This is a genomic window from Rufibacter sp. LB8 (assembly GCF_014876185.1).
Lineage (GTDB): Bacteria > Bacteroidota > Bacteroidia > Cytophagales > Hymenobacteraceae > Nibribacter.
Genome location: NZ_JADALJ010000001.1, coordinates 474,737 through 497,089, shown reverse-complemented (window position 1 = coordinate 497,089; position 22,353 = coordinate 474,737). Strand labels below are relative to the sequence as shown.

22 protein-coding genes are annotated in these 22,353 nt (G+C 52.2%); 12 read left to right on the top strand and 10 right to left on the bottom strand.

Annotation, left to right across the window (positions count from 1 at the left end; translation table 11 throughout):
• Positions 1-12: 12 nt before the first annotated feature.
• The 3 genes from IMY23_RS02025 (at position 13) to IMY23_RS02015 (ending at position 3,365) form a co-directional block, all read left to right on the top strand.
• Complete coding sequence (locus IMY23_RS02025) at positions 13-942, top strand: PhzF family phenazine biosynthesis protein (protein ID WP_192820496.1); 930 nt, start codon at positions 13-15, stop codon at positions 940-942.
• A gap of 234 nt (positions 943-1,176) precedes the next feature.
• Positions 1,177-2,454: a fumarylacetoacetase gene (gene fahA / locus IMY23_RS02020; RefSeq protein WP_192820495.1), complete on the top strand. Its 1,278-nt coding sequence runs from the start codon at positions 1,177-1,179 to the stop codon at positions 2,452-2,454.
• An 11-nt stretch (positions 2,455-2,465) separates the two neighbouring features.
• Complete coding sequence (locus IMY23_RS02015; protein ID WP_225986381.1) at positions 2,466-3,365, top strand: flavin reductase family protein; 900 nt, start codon at positions 2,466-2,468, stop codon at positions 3,363-3,365.
• 329 nt (positions 3,366-3,694) lie between these two features.
• On the opposite strand, the gene IMY23_RS02010 is transcribed toward IMY23_RS02015, so the two are convergent.
• From IMY23_RS02010 to IMY23_RS02000, 3 genes are read right to left on the bottom strand one after another with little or no spacing between them, the layout of a single operon-like run.
• Positions 3,695-4,924 (bottom strand): alanine dehydrogenase, encoded by a 1,230-nt coding sequence (locus tag IMY23_RS02010; protein WP_192823652.1) that lies wholly within the window; start codon positions 4,922-4,924, stop codon positions 3,695-3,697.
• Positions 4,899-5,375 (bottom strand): tRNA (adenosine(37)-N6)-threonylcarbamoyltransferase complex ATPase subunit type 1 TsaE, encoded by a 477-nt coding sequence (gene tsaE / locus IMY23_RS02005; protein WP_192820494.1) that lies wholly within the window; start codon positions 5,373-5,375, stop codon positions 4,899-4,901. The genes IMY23_RS02010 and tsaE overlap by 26 nt, the downstream gene beginning before the upstream one ends.
• A complete protein-coding gene (locus tag IMY23_RS02000; protein ID WP_192820493.1) occupies positions 5,368-6,930 on the bottom strand; it encodes a bifunctional response regulator/alkaline phosphatase family protein in 1,563 nt (520 codons plus the stop codon). The genes tsaE and IMY23_RS02000 overlap by 8 nt, the downstream gene beginning before the upstream one ends.
• A gap of 142 nt (positions 6,931-7,072) precedes the next feature.
• Between IMY23_RS02000 and IMY23_RS01995 the strand changes: the two genes are divergently transcribed.
• The 6 genes from IMY23_RS01995 (at position 7,073) to IMY23_RS01970 (ending at position 12,904) form a co-directional block, all read left to right on the top strand.
• Positions 7,073-8,311: an HD domain-containing protein gene (locus IMY23_RS01995; RefSeq protein ID WP_192820492.1), complete on the top strand. Its 1,239-nt coding sequence runs from the start codon at positions 7,073-7,075 to the stop codon at positions 8,309-8,311.
• Positions 8,312-8,417: 106 nt separating this feature from the next.
• The gene (locus IMY23_RS01990) at positions 8,418-8,831 is read left to right on the top strand and encodes a hypothetical protein (protein WP_192820491.1); all 414 of its coding nucleotides are present in this window, start codon (positions 8,418-8,420) and stop codon (positions 8,829-8,831) included.
• Between the two features lie 202 nt (positions 8,832-9,033).
• Positions 9,034-10,056, top strand: a complete 1,023-nt coding sequence (gene lpxD / locus IMY23_RS01985) for a UDP-3-O-(3-hydroxymyristoyl)glucosamine N-acyltransferase (protein ID WP_192820490.1) — start codon at positions 9,034-9,036, stop codon at positions 10,054-10,056.
• Positions 10,057-10,087: 31 nt separating this feature from the next.
• Positions 10,088-11,482 carry a bifunctional UDP-3-O-[3-hydroxymyristoyl] N-acetylglucosamine deacetylase/3-hydroxyacyl-ACP dehydratase gene (locus IMY23_RS01980; protein ID WP_192820489.1) on the top strand — a complete coding sequence of 465 codons (1,395 nt, stop codon included), beginning with the start codon at positions 10,088-10,090 and terminating at the stop codon, positions 11,480-11,482.
• Positions 11,479-12,270 (top strand): acyl-ACP--UDP-N-acetylglucosamine O-acyltransferase, encoded by a 792-nt coding sequence (gene lpxA, locus IMY23_RS01975; protein WP_192820488.1) that lies wholly within the window; start codon positions 11,479-11,481, stop codon positions 12,268-12,270. The genes IMY23_RS01980 and lpxA overlap by 4 nt, the downstream gene beginning before the upstream one ends.
• A complete protein-coding gene (locus tag IMY23_RS01970; RefSeq protein WP_192820487.1) occupies positions 12,260-12,904 on the top strand; it encodes an ATP-binding cassette domain-containing protein in 645 nt (214 codons plus the stop codon). Before lpxA ends, IMY23_RS01970 begins: the two co-directional genes overlap by 11 nt.
• Positions 12,905-13,197: 293 nt before the next feature.
• Here the strand turns inward: IMY23_RS01970 and IMY23_RS01965 are convergent, their stop codons facing one another.
• Positions 13,198-14,112 (bottom strand): PD40 domain-containing protein, encoded by a 915-nt coding sequence (locus IMY23_RS01965; RefSeq protein ID WP_192820486.1) that lies wholly within the window; start codon positions 14,110-14,112, stop codon positions 13,198-13,200.
• Positions 14,113-14,216: 104 nt separating this feature from the next.
• On the opposite strand from IMY23_RS01965, the gene IMY23_RS01960 reads away from it, so the two are divergent.
• Genes IMY23_RS01960 through IMY23_RS01950 form a run of 3 tightly spaced genes read left to right on the top strand, consistent with a single transcriptional unit; the run spans position 14,217 to position 17,748 of the window.
• Complete coding sequence (locus IMY23_RS01960; protein WP_192820485.1) at positions 14,217-14,915, top strand: glycosyltransferase family 2 protein; 699 nt, start codon at positions 14,217-14,219, stop codon at positions 14,913-14,915.
• Positions 14,916-14,917: 2 nt separating this feature from the next.
• Positions 14,918-16,384: a cellulose synthase family protein gene (locus tag IMY23_RS01955; protein WP_225986380.1), complete on the top strand. Its 1,467-nt coding sequence runs from the start codon at positions 14,918-14,920 to the stop codon at positions 16,382-16,384.
• Entirely contained in the window at positions 16,381-17,748 is a 1,368-nt protein-coding gene (locus IMY23_RS01950; protein ID WP_192820484.1) for a hypothetical protein, read from the top strand. Before IMY23_RS01955 ends, IMY23_RS01950 begins: the two co-directional genes overlap by 4 nt.
• A gap of 86 nt (positions 17,749-17,834) precedes the next feature.
• Here the strand turns inward: IMY23_RS01950 and IMY23_RS01945 are convergent, their stop codons facing one another.
• From IMY23_RS01945 to IMY23_RS01920, 6 genes are all read right to left on the bottom strand, one after another.
• Positions 17,835-18,524, bottom strand: coding sequence for a DUF2461 domain-containing protein (locus IMY23_RS01945; protein WP_192820483.1), 690 nt, complete (start codon positions 18,522-18,524; stop codon positions 17,835-17,837).
• Positions 18,525-18,762: 238 nt separating this feature from the next.
• Positions 18,763-19,449 (bottom strand): TIGR04283 family arsenosugar biosynthesis glycosyltransferase, encoded by a 687-nt coding sequence (locus IMY23_RS01940; RefSeq protein ID WP_192820482.1) that lies wholly within the window; start codon positions 19,447-19,449, stop codon positions 18,763-18,765.
• A gap of 11 nt (positions 19,450-19,460) precedes the next feature.
• Positions 19,461-20,069: a TIGR04282 family arsenosugar biosynthesis glycosyltransferase gene (locus tag IMY23_RS01935; RefSeq protein WP_192820481.1), complete on the bottom strand. Its 609-nt coding sequence runs from the start codon at positions 20,067-20,069 to the stop codon at positions 19,461-19,463.
• Positions 20,062-20,574: a rhodanese-like domain-containing protein gene (locus IMY23_RS01930; protein ID WP_192820480.1), complete on the bottom strand. Its 513-nt coding sequence runs from the start codon at positions 20,572-20,574 to the stop codon at positions 20,062-20,064. The genes IMY23_RS01935 and IMY23_RS01930 overlap by 8 nt, the downstream gene beginning before the upstream one ends.
• A gap of 2 nt (positions 20,575-20,576) precedes the next feature.
• Complete coding sequence (gene arsS / locus IMY23_RS01925; protein WP_192820479.1) at positions 20,577-21,632, bottom strand: arsenosugar biosynthesis radical SAM (seleno)protein ArsS; 1,056 nt, start codon at positions 21,630-21,632, stop codon at positions 20,577-20,579.
• A gap of 319 nt (positions 21,633-21,951) precedes the next feature.
• On the bottom strand, positions 21,952-22,287 hold the full coding sequence (locus tag IMY23_RS01920; protein WP_192820478.1) for an arsenosugar biosynthesis-associated peroxidase-like protein: 336 nt from the start codon (positions 22,285-22,287) through the stop codon (positions 21,952-21,954).
• Between the last annotated feature and the right edge of the window lie 66 nt (positions 22,288-22,353).

Here is a 22,353-nt window from a genome sequence, read left to right as displayed (position 1 = left end):
TACCTTCAGGCCATGCAAACAATTCCCTTTTACATAGTTGACGTTTTCGCAGATGCGCCGTTCAAAGGCAACCAATTAGCGGTTTTCCAGCAGGCGCAGCACCTAACCACCGAGCAGATGCTCCAGATTGCACAGGAAATAGGCTTCGCGGAATCTACCTTTCTCATGGCCGACCAACCCACCGAACAAGGGTTTCCGGTACGCATCTTTACAGTGGAATATGAGGTCCCGTTTGCGGGGCACCCCACCTTGGGCACAGCCTTTGTGCTGCAACAGTTTATCTTGAAGCAGGAAGTCCCGCAGCTGTCCCTCCACGTGGCCGTAGGCGAAATTCCCGTTGAAATCATGTACCAAGGCAACCGACCGCATTTTCTGTCTATGCGCCAAATCAACCCAACGTTTGGCCCTCCCCTGCCCACGCAGGAATTCGCGGAAGCGTTAGGCTTGCCAGAGGCGGCGTTTAATTTTCAGTTTCCTATTCAGGAAGTTTCCACGGGGCTTCCGTTCCTCATCATTCCGCTGAAGACGCTAGCCGATATTCAAAACGTGTGCATAGACCCGAAACCGATGCAGGCCTACCTTGAAAAACATGAACTCTACAAAACGCAACGTCCCGACGGCCTCACGGTAGCGCTTTATTTTTTCTGCCCCCAAACCTACCACCCAACGCACCAAATCAACGCGCGCATGCTTGCCCTGGAAAACGGCCATATAATTGAAGACGCCGCCACGGGCAGTGCCAACGGCTGTCTTTTAGGCTATCTGCTGCACCATGATTATTACCCAAATGAGGAGTTGAACCTATTGGTGGAGCAGGGCTATGAAATCAAAAGGAACGCCACCATCAAACTGCAAGGCAAGAAACACGCACCAGGCCAATATGAAATCAACGTGGGCGGCCAGGTACAGTTGATCGCCAAGGGCGAATGGTTTGTGTCGTAACTCAGAAACCGTCAGCGTTGTTAAACCGACTGATCATTATAATTTATTTTTTTGCGCAAAGCCGTTTTCGGGCTCATTTCCAGAAATGAGCCCGAAAACGAGATATTGACTCCTTCATCGCCAAAAATAAATACTCCAGCAGGATAAACTTTTACGCATGCCTGCTTATCACTTGCCTACCAAAGGCAATTCCCGTAGCTTTCTACTTTGTATGACAAGACCTCAACCTACGCTATGATTTCTGCCAACGACCCTTCGCTCCACTCCTGGATTGAGATTAACCCCCAGAGTGATTTCCAGATTCAGAACCTCCCCTTCGGGATTTTTCAGGCGCAGGACCGTGACCCGCGGGTGGGCGTAGCCATTGGCGACTATGTACTGGACGTGTACGTGCTCACCCAGCACCGGCTCTTTGACATGCTGGATCTGGAAGACCCCACCGTTTTCCATCAGCCCACGCTCAACGCCTTCATGGCGCTGGGTAAACCCATCTGGCGGCAGGTGCGCGGCCGCATCTCAGAACTCCTCCGCAACGACAACCCTGAGATACGCGACAACCGCACTTTAATGGCCGAATGCCTTCTCAAACAGAAAGACGTGCAGATGCTCATGCCCGTACACGTGCCCAACTACACAGATTTCTACTCCAGCATTGACCACGCCACCAACGTGGGCACCATGTTCCGGGACCCGGCCAACGCGCTTTTGCCCAACTGGAAACACTTACCGGTGGGCTACCATGGTCGTGCCTCGTCAATTGTGCCGTCTGGCGTGCCCATCAGAAGACCAAAGGGCCAAACCAAACCCGCCGATGCTGATGCTCCTGTTCTTGGGCCTACCAAGCAGCTTGATTTTGAATTGGAGGTAGCGTTTATCACTGGTCAGCCAACGGCGCTGGGCACTTCGCTCACCACTCAGGAGGCCGAGGAATACATTTTTGGGCTGGTGTTGTTCAATGACTGGTCGGCCAGAGACATTCAGGCCTGGGAATACGTGCCGTTGGGTCCGTTTCTGGCCAAGAACTTCGGGTCTTCCATTTCGCCGTGGGTAGTGACCTTAGATGCCCTGGAACCGTTCAGGGTGGAAGGGCAAGCGCAGGAACCCAAGGTTTTGCCTTATCTGGAATTCTCTGGAAACAAGAACATAGACATCAACCTGGAAGTCACCCTGCAAGCCCCCGGCCTGGACCAGGAAGCCCTCCTTTGTCGCTCCAACTACAAGCATCTGTACTGGAACATGAACCAGCAGTTGGCGCACCACACGGTCAACGGCTGTAACCTTGAAGTGGGCGACATGTACGCCTCTGGCACCATTTCCGGGCCTACGCCAGATTCCTTCGGGTCTATGCTGGAACTCACCTGGCGTGGCACCAAACCGCTCACCCTACCAGATGGTTCCGAAAGAAAATTCATCAACGACGGCGATGTGGTCACCCTACGCGGCTACGCCGAAAAAAATGGCGTGCGCGTTGGTTTTGGCGAAGTGCGCACTGAGATTTTGCCCGCTCTTTAAATCTGGAAAACTTGAAAACCTTCAACCCCAAAGATATACCCACCGGCGAGTTCCACAGTCTTATGCTGGGGGCTATTGCGCCGCGGCCTATTGCGTTTGCCAGCACAGTTGACAATGAAGGCAATGTGAACCTGAGTCCTTTTAGTTTTTTCAACTGTTTTGGGTCTAATCCGCCGGTGCTTATCTTCTCGCCTGCCCGCCGCGTGCGCGACAACACCGGCAAACATACGCTGGAGAATGTGCTGGAAACCGGGGAGGTGGTCATCAACATCGGCAATTACGCCATGGTAGAGCAGATGTCACTGGCCAGCACCGAGTATGACAAAGGCGTGAACGAATTCATAAAAGCCGGCCTCACTCCTGCGCCCTCTACCTTGATCAAACCGCCCCGTGTGGCCGAGGCGCCCGCCGCTTTTGAATGCAAGGTGTTGGAAGTGAAACCCATTGGTGACAAAGGCGGCGCGGCCAACCTGGTCATCTGTGAGGCTTTGTTGCTGCACGTGAAAGATGAAGTTTTCGGCGAAGACGGCAAGACCATTGACCCGTTCAAACTGGACGCCGTGGCGCGCCTGGGCGGCGACTGGTACTTGCGCGCGCAAGGTGACTGCTTGTTTGAATTGCCCAAGCCGCTCCGTAACAAGGGCATGGGCATTGACCAATTGCCGAACCACATCAAGACCAGTTCGGTGCTTACCGGCAACCACCTGGCCCGTTTAGGGAACACCGAAAGCTTTCCGACTACAGATGAAATTAGTGCTTTCGCCAGTGAACCCATGTACCGGTACTTAATGCAAACCCACCAGCAAAACCCCGCTGAGTTGGCGCGCCAAATCCATCTGTTAGCCAAAAAATTGCTGGAGGAAGGCCGCGTCACAGATGCCTGGAAAGCATTGCTGTCACTTCAGAATTAAAAGCGTTTCCGTTTTGGGGCTCATTTCTGGAAATGGAGCCGAAAACGGAAAGTAGAATTTACGGGTTCCATAAATGAGTTGGGCTAACGCAATCCCATTGTTTTGCCCTCCTGAAAGGATCTTGGTGGCAAGCTGTGGAACCTTTAAATTTTAACACCGATAGCTTTACAAGTTGCCAGGTAGAGGGATTTAAGAAAATTATCTGTCATTCTTGAATAAGCCACACCTATACATCAAATTAACCCCACAAAAAATCCTTCCGTTTTCGGGCTCATTTCTGGAAATGAGCCCGAAAACGGAAGGATTTGTCTTTATTGGCTGTCTAAATTTTAATTCCGCACCGCAATCATCAAACTCAACTCTTTATACCGCATGTTGAATTTCTTGGCGATGGCGGCGTTGGTAAGACTGCCTTTGTAGATGTAGACGCCGCTGCGGTAATGCTCATGGGTGAAAAGCGCTTCGTTCACGCCCCCGTATTTAGAAATCTCCAGAAACATGGGTGTGAAGATGTTGCTGAGGGCCCGGGTGGCGGTACGAGGCACGCGCGACGGAATGTTGGGCACGCAGTAATGAATCACGTCATACTTGCGGTACACGGGCCGTTTGTGGGTGGTCATCTCAGAGGTTTCAAAACAGCCGCCTTCGTCAATGCTCACGTCAATAATCACTGAGCCGGGGTTCATGCGGGAAACCACTTCCTCGGGGATCATGCAGGGCACCTGGCCTTCATCGGCGGTGACAGCCCCAATGACCACGTCGGCGTCCTGAATCTCTTTGTGCAGCACGGTGTGGTCCAGCGTAGAGGTGAACAATTGCGCACCCACGTTCTGCTTCAACCTCCGGAGTTTATAAAGATGGTCATCGAAAACCTTCACTTCGGCGCCAAGGCCCAAGGCGGCGCGGGTGGCGTATTCGGCCACGGTTCCGGCGCCAATGATCACTACTTTAGACGGCGGAACGCCCGTAATACCGCCCAGAATCACACCTTTGCCTTCATTGCTGCTGCTCAGGTATTCGGCGGCAATCAGCATGACGGTACTGCCCGCAATCTCACTCATAGCACGCACCACCGGCTTAGAGCCCGATTTATCTTTGAGCAACTCAAACGAGATGGCGTTTACTTTTTTCTTAGAAAGGGCGGTAATGTATTCTGAGGTGAGGCTGCCAATCTGCAAAGCAGAAATCAAGGTCTGGCCCGGCCGCAGATAATCCATTTCCTCTAGCGTGGGCGGGGCTATCTTGAGCAACACATCGGCTTCATAGACTTCTTTGGTGGAGTAAACAATCACGCCGCCGGCCTCTGAGAACTCATGGTCTGAGTACTTAGACGGCGCGCCGGCCCCCGCCTCAACCCAGACTTCATGGCCGTGGTTGGTGAGCTGTTTCACCGCCTCTGGGGTAAGGCCAATGCGGTTCTCCTGCAACGACGACTCCTTGGGAATGCCGATGAACAGAGACCGCTTGCGGGTCTCTACCGCCAGCATTGACTCCTTGGGCATCAGGCTGCGGGCCGTGGCTTTGGTCAGGGCCTCAAACCCGGTGGTCTTCTCCGTCATGTCCTCCATTTGCGCTTATGCTTATGATTCGTGCTTCGTCTGTTTCCCCGGTCTCCAGGGTCACTTCCACTACCTCATCCGGCAAGATACCGGCCACTTTTGAGGGCCATTCCACCAGACACAGATTCCCGGAGCTAAAGTACTCCAGGGCGCCCATGTCCAGGGCTTCGGCCTCACTGTCAATTCTGTAAAAATCAAAATGATACACCAATTCCCCGTGGGTGGTGGCATACTCATTTACCAGGGCAAAGGTAGGGCTACTCACCGATTCCTTCACGCCCAGACGTTCACAGATGGCTTTGATGAAGGTGGTTTTTCCGGCCGCCATCTCGCCTTCAAACAAAATTACCTTTTTTTGCCCGATAAATGCTAACAATTCATCAGCGGCCCGGGGCAATTCTGCTTTAGACGAAATCCTGATTATTTTTTCCAGCACTGGCTTCTCAGGCATTTTTAGACGAAAGCGTGATAAACGGGATAATGGTTTCCTCCAGAGAGACGCCGCCGTGCTGGAACGTGTCTTTGTAGTGGTTCACGTAGTAGTTATAGTTGTTGGGGTAGGCAAAGAAGTCATCATTCATGGCGAAGACGTAGGCCGTGCTCACGTTGCTCTTGGGCAAATGGAAACGCTCGGGCTTGCGGCACACCAGCACATCTTTCTCCGTGAAGCCCAGGTTTTTGCCGTGCTTGTAGCGCAGGTTGGTGTTGGTGTTGCGGTCACCTATGATCTTGAACGGTTTTTTCACGCGCACGGTGCCGTGGTCTGTGGTAATAATCAGGCGGCCTTTTTTTTCAGCGATGGCTTTGAGCGTGTCAAACAGCGGCGAATGCAGAAACCAGGAACGCGTGAGTGACCGGTAAGCAGCTTCATCGGCGGCCAGTTCGCGTATCATCTGCATGTCAGTGCGCGCATGAGAGAGCATGTCCACGAAGTTGTAGACGATCACGTTGAGCTTGTTGTTCTCCAGGTTGTTGAACTTGGCCAGCAACTCTTTCCCGGCGGTGTTGTTGGTGATTTTATGATAGCTGAACTTCTCTTTGACGTTGTTGTTCTGCAGCTGAATCTCCAGGAAATCTTCTTCGTGCATGTTTTTGCCTTCCTCCTCGTCGTCACTCACCCACAGGTTGGGGTATTTCTTGGCGATGTCGGCGGGGAGCATGCCGGAGAAGATGGCGTTGCGGGCGTAGGCCGTGGTGGTGGGCAAGATGGAATAGTACATCTCCTCATGGTCCACGTTGAAATAGTCTGTGATGATGGGTTCCAGCACCTTCCACTGGTCATAGCGCAGGTTGTCAATCAAGATGAAATACACCGGCGTGTCGTTTTCTTTCATCATGGGGAACACGCGGTCTTTGAAGAGTTTGTGCGACATCAACGGAATCTCATCGGTCTCGTCGTTCACCCATTCCTCGTAATTGTCCATGATGAACCGGGCGAAGTTGGTGTTGGCCTCATCTTTCTGCATGTTGATCACGTCGGCCATGCTTTTGCCTTCGGTTTCGGCAATCTCCAGTTCCCAGTACACCAGTTTCTTGTAGACATCGGCCCATTCCTGGTAACTCAACCGTTCGCCGAAGGCCATGCCCAAGGTTCTGAAATCGCGTTGGTAAGAACTGTTGGTTTTCTCCTCCACCAGACGGCGGTTATCTAAGATGCGCTTGGCCGAAAGCAGGATTTGGTTGGGGTTGATGGGCTTAATGAGGTAGTCGGCTATTTTAGAACCAATGGCCTCTTCCATGATATGCTCTTCCTCGCTTTTGGTGATCATGACCACCGGAATGGTTGGTCTGATGGCTTTGATTTCGCTGAGCGTCTCCAGACCGGAGATGCCGGGCATGTTTTCGTCCAGGAACACCAGGTCATAGGTTTGTTCCTGCACCTTCTCCACGGCATCGGCGCCGCTGTTCACCGGGGTGATGTCATAGCCTCTCTCTTCTAAGAACAGAATATGGGGCTTGAGAAGGTCAATCTCGTCGTCGGCCCACAAAATAGTATATCTTTGCATGGCATTAAATTATTTTCATAGTTTAGGTTGTGGCGGTGTGCTTGCCCGTTAAAACAATTCTTTTGCTTAGAAGTTGTGCCAACAGAGCAGATACGCACGTCTTGTCAATAACCGCCAACGCACACCAGAGAACTTAGTTATCTTGAATAAGAAAAAAATCTTCAATGACCCGGTGTATGGTTTCATCACTGTGCCCTCAGAACTGCTTTTTGACATCATCCAGCACCCGTACTTCCAGCGGCTGCGCCGGATAAAGCAGTTAGGTCTGACCGAGTTTGTGTACCCGGGCGCGCTGCATACGCGGTTTCACCACGCGCTGGGGGCCATGCACCTCATGAACATTGCCATCCAGAGCCTGAGCAGCAAAGATAATCGCATTTCTGAAAAAGAATGTGAGGCCTCCATGGCCGCCATTCTGCTGCATGATGTGGGCCACGGCCCGTTTTCGCACGCGCTGGAGCACGCCATTTTTGACCAGGTGCCGCATGAGCAGGTGTCTTTGCACATCATGGAGCTGCTCAATCAACAGTTTGGCGGACGGCTACAGCTGGCCATGGACATTTTCACCGACAGCTACGAGCGCCGCTTTTTCCACCAACTGGTGAGCAGCCAACTGGACGTGGACCGCCTGGATTACCTCAACCGCGACAGCTTTTACACCGGCGTGTCGGAGGGCAAGATTGGCGCTGACCGCTTGCTGAAAATGCTGAACGTGCATGATGACCAGCTGGTAGTGGAGGAAAAAGGCATCTATTCCATTGAGAGTTTTCTGGTGAGCCGCCGCCTCATGTACTGGCAGGTGTACATGCACAAAACCGTGACCTCTGCCGAGCAAATGGTGCTTAAAATCATGCAACGCGCCCGGCAACTCACGCAAGAGAACGTGGACGTGCCCGCCAGCCCCAACCTGCAGTTTTTCCTGCGCGAAAACCTCTCCATGCTGGATTTTGAGCGCGACCCCAGCATTATGAAACGCTTTGTCTCCCTGGATGACTACGATGTCTGGAGCGCCATTAAACTGTGGGCCGAACACCCGGATAAAATCCTGAGTTACCTTTCTTCCAGCCTGCTGGAGCGCCGCTTGTTTAAGATTCAGCTCTCGCCTACCCCGTTTGAATTGGAGTTTTTGGAAGGCGTGCGTGAGTTGGCCATGGACCATTTCCAAATTTCCCAAGACGAAGTACATTATCTGGTGATGGAAGGCAAAATCAGTAACAACGCCTATGAATCCGGGGGCGAGAACATTAACGTACTTACCAAGGAAAGCCGGGTGATTGACGTGGCCCATGCCTCAGACTTACCCAACATTCAGGCCCTGAGCAAGAAGGTGGAGAAGTACTATGTGTGCTACCCCAAAGACATCGCCAACTTGGCCTTGTAACCAATTATCGTTTTCCGTTTTGGGGCTCATTTCCAGAAATGAGCCCCAAAACGGAAATAAACAGCCACTTGACCCGTTCTTTAAACAGACCCTAGCCCACCCTTTTATGATCATCTACCACAGCGGCATCTTGACCCTTGACTATGACCCGGCCACTGACATTGTGTTTGTGGAATGGCCCGACATACAGGAAGTGGTAATTCCAGAAGTGCGGCAAGCGTTGCTGGTGCTCATTGAGAACATCAAGAATTATGACATCAAACGGCTCTTGATTGACTCCTCCAAAACCAAGCTGGACCTGCAGGGCGATGAATACAAGGAAATCCTGAAGGAGTTCGGGAAGAACCTCATGACCACCCGCCTGCAGAAAGTGGCGCGCGTGCTCACCAAAGACCGCGCCCGCGAACAGCAGGTAGAACAAGCCCGCCAGGAAGTAAACCTCTCTGTGGAACTCAGAACCTTTCTAGACCGCGCCGAAGCCGAAACCTGGCTCAAGGCCGCCGTGAAAACCGAAGTATAGAAAACATTTCCGTTTTGGGGCTCATTTCTGAAAATGAGCCCCAAAACGGAAAAGAACAGCGCCTTGGTTTGGCTTAGCGGGCCTACTTACTTCCAAGTAGTTTCTGGGAGGCAACCGCCCACCCGTGCGCTTAAACCATGATTCCCGCCTAACTGAGATACCGCCCCAAACACCGTATCAATAGTTTCTTTACCTTTGTTCTATGGAATTCACCGTTCAACAGATTGCTGATTTACTGCAGGGTCAGGTACAGGGAGATGGAAATGCCAAAGTGAACCGGCTTGCCAAAATAGAGGAAGGAACCCCCGGTGCCCTGTCTTTCCTGTCCAATTCTAAATATGAACCGTTTCTATATACCACCGGCGCCTCAGCGGTGATTGTCTCCAACACGCTGGAAATCAAACAACCGGTGTCTGCGGCTTTGATCAAGGTAGAAGATCCGTATTCTGCCTTTACCACCCTCCTGGATATTTACCAGAAAGCCGTGGCTGCTTCCCGCGAAGGTGTGGAGGAACCTTGTTTCATGGGGCAGAACTCCACCATCGGGCCACGCCATTACCGCGGCGCGTTTTCCTACATAGGTAAGAACTGCACCATTGGCGAGGGCGTGCACATTTACCCGCACGCGTACATAGGCGACAACGTGACCATTGGGGACAACACCATTATTCAGGCCGGAGCCAAGATTTACGCAGATTCAGTTATTGGCAGTCATTGCATGCTGCACGCCGGCTGTGTGATTGGCTCAGACGGGTTTGGGTTTGCGCCGCAGAAAGACGGCACGTATATAGCCATTCCGCAGACGGGCAATGTGGTGCTGGAAGACCACGTGCGCATTGGCGCCAACACCACCGTTGACTGCGCCACCATGGGTTCCACCATCATCAGAACCGGTTCTAAAATAGACAATTTGGTGCAGGTGGCGCATAACGTGGAAATTGGTAGACACACGGTGGTGGCCGCGCAGACAGCGTTTGCGGGTTCGTCTAAAGTGGGCAATTACTGCACCATTGCCGGGCAGGTGGGCGTGGTAGGCCACATCAGCATTGCCGATAAAACCATTGTGGGCGCAAAATCAGGAATTTCTAAAAATATTAAAGAAGAAGGCACTTTTGTGCAGGGCGCCCCGGCGTTTGACTACAAACAGAACCTGCGGGCCATGGCTATCTTCAGAAAACTACCCGAGTTGCAGAAACAGGTAGATGAACTGAGAGAAAAGCTTTAACTTTGGCCTCTCTTTACCTATAAAGTGCTTCATGAACGATAAACAGCATACCATAAAGGCGCCGGTGACGGTATCCGGTATTGGATTGCATACGGGGGTGGTGTCTAATATGACGTTTATGCCGGCCCCCATCAACCACGGGTATAAATTCCAACGCATAGATTTGCCAGACCAGCCTATTGTAGATGCTGACGTAGACAACGTAGTTGACTTGAGCCGCGGCACCACCATTGAGCAGAACGGCGCCCGCATCAACACCGTGGAGCACGTATTGGCCGCCTTGGTGGGCCTGGAGATTGACAACGTACTCATTCAGATTGACGGACCGGAGCCTCCTATCATGGACGGTTCCTCTATTTTGTTTGTGCAGCCTTTGCTGGAGGTAGGGTTTCAGGAGCAGAACGCGCTGCGCAACTTCTTTGAGGTGCCCGAGGAAATCAGGTTCAGAGACGGGTCCCGCGAAACCGAGATCGCCATTCTTCCCTTAGATGATTACCGCGTAACCGTGATGGTGGACTACCACAGCCCCGTTTTGGGCAGCCAACACGCCTCTCTCACAGACCTCAGCCAATTCAAAGACGAGATTGCCTCTTGCCGCACCTTCTGCTTTCTGCATGAGCTGGAAATGCTCTACAAGCAGAACCTGATCAAAGGAGGTGACCTCAGTAACGCCATTGTGGTGGTAGACCGCGTGGTGGAGGAAAATGAACTGGACTACCTTTCTGACCTGCTCAAAAAACCGAAGGTTGCCGTTAAGAAAGAAGGAATTCTCAACAACGTAGACCTACGGTATAAAAACGAACCTGCCCGCCACAAACTCCTGGATTTGATTGGGGATTTGGCCTTGGTGGGTAGACCGCTGAAAGGACAGATTCTGGCGGCCAGACCCGGCCACGCAGCCAATGTCTCCTTCGCGAAGAAAATCAAGAAATACATCACAGAAACGGCGGTGAAAAACGTGCCGGTGTATGATCCCAAAAAGACCCCGGTCATGGACATCACCCGCATCATGCAGACCTTGCCGCACCGCTACCCGTTTGTGTTGATTGACAAGATCATCCATCTGGACGAGACCACTGTGACCGGCGTGAAGAACGTGACCATGAACGAGTCTTTCTTTCAGGGCCACTTCCCCGGCAACCCGGTTATGCCCGGCGTGATCTTGATTGAGGCCATGGCGCAGACCGGCGGTATTTACGTACTGAGCACCGTGCCAGACCCAGAGAATTACTGGACCTATTTTATGGGCGTGGACAAGTGCCGCTTCCGCCGCAAAGTAGTGCCCGGTGATACCATAGTATTTAAATGCGAACTCTTGGCCCCCATTAAACGGGGCATTGCCAGAATGCACGGCCACGCCTATGTGGCGGGTCAGCTGGTGATGGAGGCCGAAATGTTGGCAAGCATTGTAAGAAAAGACGCATGAACCAGCCCTTAGCCTACATTCACCCCGAAGCCAAGATTGCCACCAACGTGGTAGTAGAACCCTTCACCACCATCTCCAAGAACGTGGAGATTGGCGAAGGTACCTGGATAGGTCCCAACGTGACCATCATGGAAGGTGCCCGCATTGGCAAAAACTGCCAGATCTATCCCGGCGCTGTGATTTCGGCCCCGCCGCAGGATTTAAAGTACAAAGGCGAGGCCAGCACCGTGCAGATTGGCGACAACACCATCATACGGGAATGCGTGACCTTGAACCGCGGCACCGCCCTGGACAAAAACACCACCTCCATTGGCTCTAACTGCCTGATTATGGCCTATGTACACGTGGCGCATGACTGCATTATTGGCAACAACGTGATTGTGGCCAATGGCGTGCAGCTGGCCGGGCATATCATGATCCATGACCACGTGTTCATTGGCGGGACCTCTGCGGTGCATCAGTTTGTGAGCATAGGCGCCCATGCCATGGTGTCTGGGGGATCTTTGGTGCGCAAAGACGTGCCGCCGTTCATCAAGGCCGCCCGTGAGCCCCTTTCCTACGCCGGCGTGAATTCCATTGGCTTGCGCCGAAGAGGGTTCAACAACGAGCAGATCAACGACATCCAGCAGATTTACCGCATCTTGTTTATGAGCGGGCTGAACACTGCCACGGCCGTGGAAAAAATAGAAATTGACCTGCCCCCTAGCCCGGAGCGTGATGAGATTGTGAACTTTGTGCGGAATTCTGGCCGGGGCATCATTAAAGGCTATCAGCGGGATGCAGATTAAGCTAACGGCTGTTGGCAAACGCTTTAATTACGAGTGGATTTTCCGGAATCTGACCTTTGAATTTGTCTCTGGCAAGGCCTATGCCGTGCTGGGGCACAATGGTTCCGGAAAATCCACTTTGCTTTCTATTTTGAGTGGTTTTCAGATGCTGTCTGAGGGAACCGTCTCTTATTCGCTTCAGAACAAGGATGTGCCGGTGGAACAGCTGTACCGCCATCTGGCCCTGGCGGCACCTTACCAGGATCTGCTGGAGGAATTCACCCTGGACGAAATGATTCAGTTCCACACGCGGTTCAAAGGCCTCCGGAACATCTCCCCTTCTCAACTCCCAGATATTCTGCAACTGCAGGCCGCGCGCCACAAACACATCCGCAACTTCTCCTCGGGCATGAAACAGCGCCTGAAACTGGGCCTGGCCTTGTATTCAGATACGCCGCTGTTGTTACTGGACGAACCCACCACCAACATGGACCAAGCCGGCGTGAACTGGTACCTGGAACACCTGGAGCAGAACCGCCAAAACCGCTTGGTGATTATTGGGTCCAACGTGCCCCATGAATACAGCTTCTGCGACGAGCAACTGCCCATCAACCAATTCCATTACCAAGCCCCTTCCCGAAAGTCAAATCTATAACAGGCGGTTTCCGTTTTGGGGCTCATTTCTGGAAATGAGCCCCAAAACGCATTCATAGAAAGAAGCGTCGTTTCACCGGACCGACGTTTTTCTATGGAACAACCACATCTCCATGAACCATAGCTTTTACACCAAGGCAGTATTTGTTGAAAAGACGCTTCCCCTAATTTTGATCATAACTGCTAAGTAGGTCCACGTCCTTCCAGGATAACGGCGCTACATTTCCGTTTTCGGGCTCATTTTGGGAAATGAGCCCGAAAACGGAAAGTGGTTTGTTCCTCGTTCGCTTCTAATTATTTCTCAGCCACAAACGCCAACACATTGCCTTTGGGGCTCACGGCCAGGCGGGTGATGTTTCTGATGCCCTGTGCACCAAAATCAGCGATTTCTTTCCATCTGGGATCTGTGCCTGGTTTATAGATGTAAAGCTTGGAGCCTCTGGCCATGAGCACGTGCCCCGATGGGCTCCAAGCGAAATCCTGGCTGCCGGGCAAGGCCTGGATGACCGTTGTTTTCTCACCGGTTTTCAGGTTCCATTTCTGGATGTGGGCCACAGAATCTGAGACCGGGACCAAATAACTGATGGCCCGCTGCCCGGGGATTTTATGGAGGCTTCGGCCTACGGTCTCCTCCACTTTTATGGCGGCTTTTGACAAGGCGTTGACGCTGTACAAGGCCATTGGTGGTTGCTGCGGAAAGGCGGCTACAAAAAACTCCTCGGGGGTGGACCACACGTGGTAACCAATCAACTGCTTCATTTCCAACAGAGACTTTCCGGCGCCAGCCGTGGGCTGTAACGGGAACTGCCACAAATGCTGCTCCTTGCCCCTGATCACCGTGAAATGCTTTCCATCTGGCGTAACCAAAGCCGAATATTCTGCCTCTGGCGTGTTGGTCAGTTGGCTGGTTTTCCTGGAACTAAGCTGGAATTCAAAAATGTCGGTTTGGCGGCCAGGGTGCTGCGCCGTGAAAAGCACCGATTTGCCCTTGGGCGTGAAGCTGGGCTGGTTGTCATAGCCGGGGCGCTGGGTGATGTTGCGGGGCTGCCCTACTTTTAGGCTTTTGCCTTTCAGAGAAAGGTCTACCAAAAAGATATCGGTGTCGGGTACAGCCTGGGCAGAAGTTTCTCCTACTACAGAGCAAAAACCAAGCATGGCCAGACCGAAGACTACGGGGCACTTTCTAAAAGACATTATACTATTTAACATATATTTTTCACTAGTGGAATTTTAGCCTGGCCCTTGCGTGAGGCTGTGGTGTAAATTAGTTTAACCCGGTGAATTTACCCATCTTTGAGTACCTAATATTTGGCATGCCGCGCGTTTCAGTCATCATTCCTGCCTTTAATGAAGCCCTTTCTATTCAGAACGTGGTGCGTGACATCCCGAAGGAATTGGTGCAGGAAATTATTGTGGTGGACAACAACTCCACCGATGGCACCGGTCAGGTAGCCGCGCAGGCTGGCGCCACTGTTCTAAGCGAACCGCGCCAAGGCTACGGGCAGGCATGCCTCACAGGAATAGCCTATGCCACCGCCCAGGTTCCGGCCCCAGACATTTTGGTTTTCATGGACGCCGATTATTCTGATTATCCGGGCGAGATTGCCTTGCTGTTGGCTCCCATTCTACATTATGACGCTGATCTGGTGATTGGCTCAAGGGCTTTGGGGCACAGGGAACCGGGCTCCATGACCGTTCCGCAGTTGGCGGGCAATTGGCTGGCTACCAATTTATTAAGAATCCTGTATGGCGCACAGTTCACCGATTTAGGTCCATTCAGAGCCATTAAAACCCAGAAATTGCTGCAACTGAACATGCAAGACCCAACCTACGGCTGGACGGTGGAGATGCAGTTGAAGGCCACGTTGCACAAAATGCGCAGCGTAGAAGTGCCCGTGACCTACCGGAAACGGATTGGCGTCTCCAAAATATCTGGCACGGTGAAAGGAGTGGTGTTGGCCGGTCACAAGATTCTCTGGACCATCGCTAAATATTCATTCAAACGGCGGTAGGTATGGGCGAAGGGTTGGACATGCTCCTGTTAGCGCTGTATGGCGGAAGCCTGGTTTTTCTGTTCCTCTACAGCCTGGTGCAATTTCAGCTCACGTTGCTGTATCTCTTCAAAAAACAACATTCTAAATGCACGGCAGCGCTTTCTACGTTCCCAACCGTCACGGTGCAATTGCCCCTATACAACGAGAAGTATGTGGTGGAGCGGTTACTGACTGCCGTGGGCGCGTTGAAATACCCCAAAGAAAAACTGCAAATTCTGGTCCTAGACGATTCCACTGATGAAACGGTAAACTTGGTGGCTACCAACGTAAAAGCGTTGGAGGAAGCTGGCCTCACCATTGAACACGTTCGGCGGCAAACCCGCCAAGGCTACAAAGCAGGGGCCTTGCAAGATGCACTTTCCAAATCCACGGGGGAATTCATCTGTATTTTTGACGCAGATTTTGTCCCGAATTCAGATTTTCTACAAAAGGCCCTCCCCTATTTCGCCCACAAAGATATTGGCGTGGTACAGACCCGCTGGGGCCACTTGAACAAGGACTATTCGTGGCTCACGCGCCTGCAGGCCTTTGGGTTAGACGCGCATTTTACGGTGGAGCAAGGGGCTAGAAACAGCGGCGGACACTTCATCAATTTCAACGGAACGGCCGGCATCTGGCGCAAGGAAACCATTTTAAGCGCTGGTGGTTGGCACCATGACACACTCACCGAAGACCTGGATCTCAGTTACCGCGCCCAGCTGAAAGGTTGGCAGTTTGTCTACGTGGAAAACCTGGCCGTGCCCGCCGAACTGCCCGTGACCATGCCCGCCCTCAAATCACAGCAATACCGCTGGACCAAAGGAGCCGCCGAAACCGCCCGCAAGCATTTAAAGAACGTGCTGGCTTCCTCTAAATCCTGGTCCACCAAATGGCTGGCCACGTTCCATTTGTTGAACAGCAGCGTCTTTTTGGCGGTGCTGCTGGCGGCGCTGCTGAGCGTGCCCGTTATGGTCATTCGGGAAGATTACCCGGGGTTGCAGGCTTGGTTTGCGGCGTCTTCGGTGTTTAAGGCCAGCTTGCTTATTTTAGGGCTTTTCTACTTTACTGCGGAGCGGAAATTGTACGCCCAAAGCAAGAACATTTTCACGTTCCCTCTTCGGTTCCTGCTTTTTCTGACCATGTCGCTGGGTTTGTCTTTGCACAATTCGGTGGCCGTGCTGGAAGGGCTCTCAGGTCGAAAAACGCCATTCGTCCGGACACCGAAATTCAACCTTGATACCACCACTACCTCTAGCTGGCGGCAGCGCCACTACCAACTTTCCCGGTTGTCTTGGGTCACGTGGGCCGAAGGCGTGCTCTGCCTTTATTTTGCAGGCGCGGTGGTCATGGCGTTTTGGTCAGGTGATTTCGGTTTTCTGGCGTACCATGTCCTCTTGTGCCTGGGTTTTGGGTTGGTGTTTGGGTATAGTCTTCGGCACCACAGATGAAACCCGCATTCCCCATTTCCAATTCTCTCCCTATCTGGGTTTTATCGGCTAGCGTGGCGGTTTCTGCGGTGGCTTTCTACCAGTTGGGGTACAATACATCTCGTTCGGCGTTTGGGGAATTGCTGTTTTGGTTTGGGCTGGCGTTTTTGGCCTTTGTTTTCCAAATAAGGGCAAAACCATCGCTCAGGACCGGACTGCTGCTGGCCCTTGGGTTCCGGCTGATTTTTCTGGTGGTGGTGCCGGCTCTGTCTGATGACTATTTCCGGTTTCTCTGGGATGGCCATTTGCTCATCAATGGCCATAACCCCTACCTGAGTTTGCCCACTGACTGGATGCAAGCCGGCCAAACACTTCCGCCAGGATTGAGCCCAGCGCTTTTCTCTGGCTTGAATTCCCCAAACTATTACTCCGTGTACCCGCCCGTGTGCCAATGGGTTTTTGGGTTAAGCGCCTGGGCGGGCACGTCTAGTATGGCAAGTCTGGTGACAATGCGGCTTTGCTTGGTAGCCGCGGAGGTGGGTACTTTGCTGTTGCTGCCTAAATTGTTACAAAAACTATCGGTGCCGCCCCGGCAGGCGCTTTGGTACGCATTTAATCCGCTGGTAATTGTAGAACTCACGGGCAACCTGCATTTTGAAGCCTTCCTGATTTTCTTTCTGGTGAGTGCGCTGTATTTGCTGTCCTGCGGTAATTGGTGGGCATCTGCTATAGCTTTGGGGTGCGCGGTAGCCAGTAAGTTACTGCCTTTGCTGCTGCTGCCCTTGCTGGTGCGTGTGTTGGGGTGGCCCCGGGCTTTGGCGTACAGCGTAATAGTGGTGGCCACCGTGATGCTGTTTTTCCTGCCCTTCCTGAGCCAGGATTTACTTGCCCACATTGGTAGCAGTTTGACCTTATATTTCCAGAAATTTGAGTTCAACGCCAGTATATACTACCTGCTGCGGGGGCTGGGATTTTGGCTGACGGGATTCAACATCATTTCGGTGCTGGGCTTGGCGCTTTCTCTGGTGACCTTGGGTTTTGCCTTATGGTTGGGGTTGAAAAAACAAACAAAACATGAAGATGTACAATGGCTGGTACACGCCGCTTTGGCCTTGCTGACGGTCTATTTTCTGTTGGCCACCATTGTGCACCCATGGTACATTACCTCGTTAGTGGCGCTGGCGGCAGGCACCAGATATAGGTTTGCGATGGTGTGGTCTGCCATGGCGGTGTTGTCTTATGCGGCGTACAGAAGTCCTAGCTACCAGGAAAACCTGTGGCTGGTGACCCTGGAATACACGGTAGTGTTTGGCTGGCTCTTCTGGGAAAACAGACATCGCGTTTTCGGGCTTGTTTCTGGAAATGAGCCCGAAAACGGAAAGTAGCTTCACCTTATTTTGAAAAAAAAAGCCGCTGGCTCCTCCATGGAACCAGCGGCTTTTTTTATTAAGACCAAAAGATTTCAGTGCCTTTATGCCTCCACGCTTTTCAGTTCTTTCATAGGTCTTAGGAAGAAATCATTAATCGGTTTCACGGCTTTCATGGCACCCAGCACCTCGTCATAGAGCTTTTCACTTGTCACCACGGCGTCTGGCAAGGCATAGGTGGCGTTCCAGCTTTTATGCCGAAGCAGGTCAATAGCGGGGTTCTCGGCGTCATATCCTTTGGGTGTGGTCTTCAGTTTATCGCCCTGCAGGTGCTTGAAGTATTTCTGAAAGTCTGGCTTGCCCAACAAATTATTCAGCTCGTCCAGGTTATAGTCAATCTCCTGCCGAATGGCTTTCAACTCCGGGGCCGGGGGCATCCAGACGCCGCCCGCCAGAAACGACTGGTTGTCTGGGCTGATGTGCAGGTAAAAACCGGGATTGATGGTCTTGCGGCCACCATCAGCTAGATAGGCGCAGATGTGGTCTTTGTAAGGCCGCTTGTCATTGGAGAAACGCACGTCTCGGTAAATCCGGAACATGAGGTCTTTGGGTTGCTGGCCTTCCAGGGCGGGCTCAAAAGCGGCGGCGCCCTCCAGCAGCGTGGTCAGGAACTGAATGAAATCCTGGCGGGCATCTTCATAGCGTTGGCGGTTCTGCTCAAACCATTCGCGCTGGTTGTTTAAACGCAGGTCCCGCACAAAATCTAAGGTGGCTTGTTCTAAGTGTTTCTTCATGTTGAGAGATTAATTTGCAGCGATGCCGTTTTTGGCTCCGTTTCCAGAAATGAGCCCAAAAACGGGTTTCAAGGCAGTAGTACATTTCCATTTTGAGAAAAAACATCTGCCCAAATTCGCTCCCAAAACAACACACCTGGCCTCAACTAAGTTCTTATAAATGGGCTGGAAAATGGTGTTTTGAGTTCCTAAAAAAAATGGTTTTAGACCGAAATTCGCCCCGGTTTTGAAAGGCAGGTCAAGATATGAATCTCTTGTAAATCTGCTGAAGCTTTTGCTGCGGCGCGCCCAAAAAATAAAAGAGCATGACCAACCCATAGGCCATCTGCAGTTTCACGTTGCCCACCTGCGCGTATTTCCTGGCCGAGACCAGCACGGTCTGGGGCAACACGGTAAATCGTCCTTGCCCCGACAAACGTTTGATGAGGTCATACTCTTCCATGAGCAGCAGCCGCTCGTCATAGCCTTGCACCTGCCAGAACAGCTGCTTTTCCACGAACAAGGTCTGCCCGCCACCTCTGAACACTAAACCCTTAAAGCGCGTGAAATAAGAATTAAGTAGCAGGAAACGGTTGGTGGTGAGAAACTTGCTCCGGAAACAGCCGCATTTGTAGCCCGCTTTTACGGCATTCACTACCTCGGCAGCATAGCCAGCAGGCGGCCAGGAATCGGCATGAATGAAATGGAGAATGTCATGATGGGCGGCCCTGGCCCCGGCGTTCATTTGTTTGGCACGGCTGGCCCCGGCGCAGCGCACAATTCGGGCACCTGCTTGCTGGGCCATGGTCACCGTTTGGTCCTGGCTGCCGCCGTCGGCTACAATCACTTCCTGCACCAACCCGGCAGAAACGGTCAAGAGATGCCGCACCAAAGGACCAATCAACGCCTCCTCGTTCAGGGTAGGAATCACGATGGAAATTTTCATCTCACCAGCCTTCAATGCAATAAATGGGGCCAGGCCTGCAAATCTGCTTCTTCGTCAATATCAGAAAGTTCGGGTAAGAGCGCTACTGAGAGCCCTAAGCGTTTGGCATCTGCCAGAGTTTCTGCCAACACGTTAGCCGTACTCCAGGGCTTGTTTAGGAACAGTTCGGGCACCAGAAACCTGAGGCCTAATAAGTAATATCCGCCGTCTTGGGCCGGGCCAAGCACCAGGTCATGGGTTTCCAAAGCATGAAAGGCTTCTTGAAGTATGTCTGGGGTTAGGCCCGGGCAGTCACTCCCGATGATGATGATAGGCCCGTATCCTTCCACCAGACCCAGCGAGAAAAAGTGGGCCATGCGGGCGCCTAAATCCTCAAAGGCAGGCTGTAGTTTCGGCTCAAATCCACCGGACTTGGACCAGAGATCAGATTCCTGGGGAATGGCATCAGCATAGCAGACCCATTTGGTTACCGCCAGGTCTTTGACCACCGTATGGGTATGCTGCAGAAGATTCTGGTACACGTGCAAGGCTTTTTCAGGACCCATGGTTTTGGCCAGGCGGGTTTTTACCTTGCCTAACTCCGGTTGGCGCACAAACAAAAGCAGTAAGGGTTTAGTCATAGACTTTTTCGCCTTTGGTTAGCCAAATGCCCCAGGTTTTGGAATAGGCGTGCACTTTGGCGGTGGGACCTTTTTCATTAACCACGGGTAGCCCTTCGTTCACCCACTGGAATAAGCCGCCGTAGAGATTGACCACGTTTTTGTAGCCCAGCGCCAGAAGTTTTTCGCCCAGCCGCTCACTTCTATAACCCACGCTGCAGTACACCACCATGGTTTTGTCTTTGGGAAGTGCCTTGAGTTGTTTGTCACTCACCTTGTTGTAATGCAGAAACCTGGCCCCGGTAAGATGGCTCACCTGATATTCTTTTGGAGTTCTGACATCTAAGAGCACGAAGTTTTGCGGATTGGTTTTCAACTGGGCGGCCAATTGGCTGGGTTGTATGACTGGAACCGAGTTTTTATAGAGGCCTCTGAGCATGAGCGCGTACCCTTGGCTGGCTTGCCGAGCAGTGCTGAGGTGCGCCCAACAAAACATGGGCAGAAGGAAAAGCCAGCGTAAATTCATGATCAAGATGCTATTTCACCGCCGCAACTAGACCCGGCCCCGGCCGTGCACCCGTAGCAGTGCTGGTTCAAGATAATGTTTCTTTCTTTTAACGCCTCGGCGCTGAATTCTTTGATATGGCGCGGGGCGCGGGACTCCACCGGCAATTCCAGCATTTGGTTAAAGTCGCAGTCATAGAGCGTGCCTTCCCAACCCACCGATACCGTGTTCCGGCACATGACATTGGCCGCCGCCACTGGGTTAAACGCGGTCACCAGTTTTTCCATGTAGGCGTCATAGTTTCCGGCCGAAATCAGGTAATCCAGAAACCGGCTGATGGGCACATTAGTAATGGCGAACAATTGGTTGAAGGTAATGCCGTACGTTTGCAGAAGCCGTTGCTTGAATTCTTTCTCAAGGGACTTTTGGCTGCCGGGCAGAAAAGCGCCTGCCGGGTTGTACACCAGATCCAGTTCCAAACCGGTTCCCTCCTGCCCATAACCAACGGCGTTCAGCATTTGCAGGGCTTTGATGGATTTCTCAAATACGCCATCTCCGCGCTGGGTGTCTGTGCGCGAAGCCGTGAAATATGGCAACGAAGACACCACATGCACCCGGTGCTTTTTGAAGAACTCCGGCAGGTCATGGTACTTTTTGTTGGCCAGAATAATGGTGAGGTTGCAGCGCACCAGCACCTGACGCCCCAGCAACGACAATTCCTCCACAAACCACCTGAAGTCAGGATTCATTTCAGGGGCGCCGCCGGTGAGGTCAATGGTGGTGATTTCTGGCGTGGCTGCCACTGCTTGCAGAATATAACCCATGGTGGCGCGGGTCATGATTTCTTTTCTATCTGGGCCGGCGTCTACGTGGCAATGCTTACAAACCTGGTTGCACATCTTGCCCACGTTCACCTGCAGAATGGAAATGCCCGTAGGCTTCAGCGGAAAAAGCCCGTGTTCCTTCAACCGTTGCCCAAACCCTTTGAACCGTTGGCCCAACGCCGTGGGCTGCGACAAGACCTCCAACTGAAAGCCGGTGTCTGCTAATGGGTTCTGGCTGGCGAGGAGGGATTTCATTTTTTATAATTTGAATATGTGGGAATTTGAAGATGTGGAAATTGAAGATTTGGAAATTTGAAGATGTGGGTATTTGAAGGTTATTCTTTTGGACAGTGATGGTACGTTTGGTTTCATGCAAGCCTTCGCCCTTGTTGGTGTTCTCACTTACCAAAAATCTAGGCCTGGTTGCTAGTTTGTTGGTCAGAACACCAACAAAGGCGGCTTCTATCTTTTCCTAACTTCCTTCAACTACCTTCTTCGGCAGATCTTTTACCAGCCATCTGCTTTCCGAAATTCACCCATTTGCAAATTTACAAATCTCCAAATTTTCAAATCATTACATCATCACCTCTTTCACTTTGTTCATCATTTGCACGCCATGGACCAGGGCGGCACCGCCTTTAATGGCGGCGGCTACGTGAATGGCTTCCATCATCTGGGCTTCATCGGCGCCTTTCTCCAGGGAACCGGTAGTGTAGGCGTCTATGCAGTACGGGCATTGTACGGCGTGGGCCACTGCCAGGGCTATGAGGGCTTTCTCGCGTTCAGAAAGGGCGCCTTCTTTGAAGACCTCGCCGTAGTAATCAAAAAATTTGGCGGCCAGTTGCGGTTGGTATTCGGCAATGTTCCCAAATTTGGCCAGGTCTGCGGGGTTGTAGTATGTTTTTTCCATGGAAATTGAGGTAAAGGTTGGTGCTAGTAGGAAAGTTAGTAATTGTAAATTCCGTTTTTGGGCTCA

Bases quoted from the DNA above. Each gene is read 5' to 3' on its own strand.
- lpxD (WP_192820490.1), top strand. From the start codon at position 9,034: ATGGAATTCACCGTTCAACAGATTGCTGATTTACTGCAGGGTCAGGTA.
- IMY23_RS01950 (WP_192820484.1), top strand. From the start codon at position 16,381: ATGAAACCCGCATTCCCCATTTCCAATTCTCTCCCTATCTGGGTTTTA.
- lpxA (WP_192820488.1), top strand. From the start codon at position 11,479: ATGAACCAGCCCTTAGCCTACATTCACCCCGAAGCCAAGATTGCCACC.
- IMY23_RS01945 (WP_192820483.1), bottom strand. From the start codon at position 18,524: ATGAAGAAACACTTAGAACAAGCCACCTTAGATTTTGTGCGGGACCTG.
- IMY23_RS01970 (WP_192820487.1), top strand. From the start codon at position 12,260: ATGCAGATTAAGCTAACGGCTGTTGGCAAACGCTTTAATTACGAGTGG.
- IMY23_RS01920 (WP_192820478.1), bottom strand. From the start codon at position 22,287: ATGGAAAAAACATACTACAACCCCGCAGACCTGGCCAAATTTGGGAAC.
- IMY23_RS01960 (WP_192820485.1), top strand. From the start codon at position 14,217: ATGCCGCGCGTTTCAGTCATCATTCCTGCCTTTAATGAAGCCCTTTCT.
- IMY23_RS01990 (WP_192820491.1), top strand. From the start codon at position 8,418: ATGATCATCTACCACAGCGGCATCTTGACCCTTGACTATGACCCGGCC.
- IMY23_RS01935 (WP_192820481.1), bottom strand. From the start codon at position 20,069: ATGACTAAACCCTTACTGCTTTTGTTTGTGCGCCAACCGGAGTTAGGC.
- IMY23_RS01930 (WP_192820480.1), bottom strand. From the start codon at position 20,574: ATGAATTTACGCTGGCTTTTCCTTCTGCCCATGTTTTGTTGGGCGCAC.
- IMY23_RS01980 (WP_192820489.1), top strand. From the start codon at position 10,088: ATGAACGATAAACAGCATACCATAAAGGCGCCGGTGACGGTATCCGGT.
- IMY23_RS01940 (WP_192820482.1), bottom strand. From the start codon at position 19,449: ATGAAAATTTCCATCGTGATTCCTACCCTGAACGAGGAGGCGTTGATT.
- IMY23_RS02000 (WP_192820493.1), bottom strand. From the start codon at position 6,930: ATGCAAAGATATACTATTTTGTGGGCCGACGACGAGATTGACCTTCTC.
- IMY23_RS01955 (WP_225986380.1), top strand. From the start codon at position 14,918: ATGGGCGAAGGGTTGGACATGCTCCTGTTAGCGCTGTATGGCGGAAGC.
- IMY23_RS02010 (WP_192823652.1), bottom strand. From the start codon at position 4,924: ATGACGGAGAAGACCACCGGGTTTGAGGCCCTGACCAAAGCCACGGCC.
- tsaE (WP_192820494.1), bottom strand. From the start codon at position 5,375: ATGCCTGAGAAGCCAGTGCTGGAAAAAATAATCAGGATTTCGTCTAAA.
- arsS (WP_192820479.1), bottom strand. From the start codon at position 21,632: ATGAAATCCCTCCTCGCCAGCCAGAACCCATTAGCAGACACCGGCTTT.
- fahA (WP_192820495.1), top strand. From the start codon at position 1,177: ATGATTTCTGCCAACGACCCTTCGCTCCACTCCTGGATTGAGATTAAC.
- IMY23_RS02025 (WP_192820496.1), top strand. From the start codon at position 13: ATGCAAACAATTCCCTTTTACATAGTTGACGTTTTCGCAGATGCGCCG.
- IMY23_RS01965 (WP_192820486.1), bottom strand. From the start codon at position 14,112: ATGTTAAATAGTATAATGTCTTTTAGAAAGTGCCCCGTAGTCTTCGGT.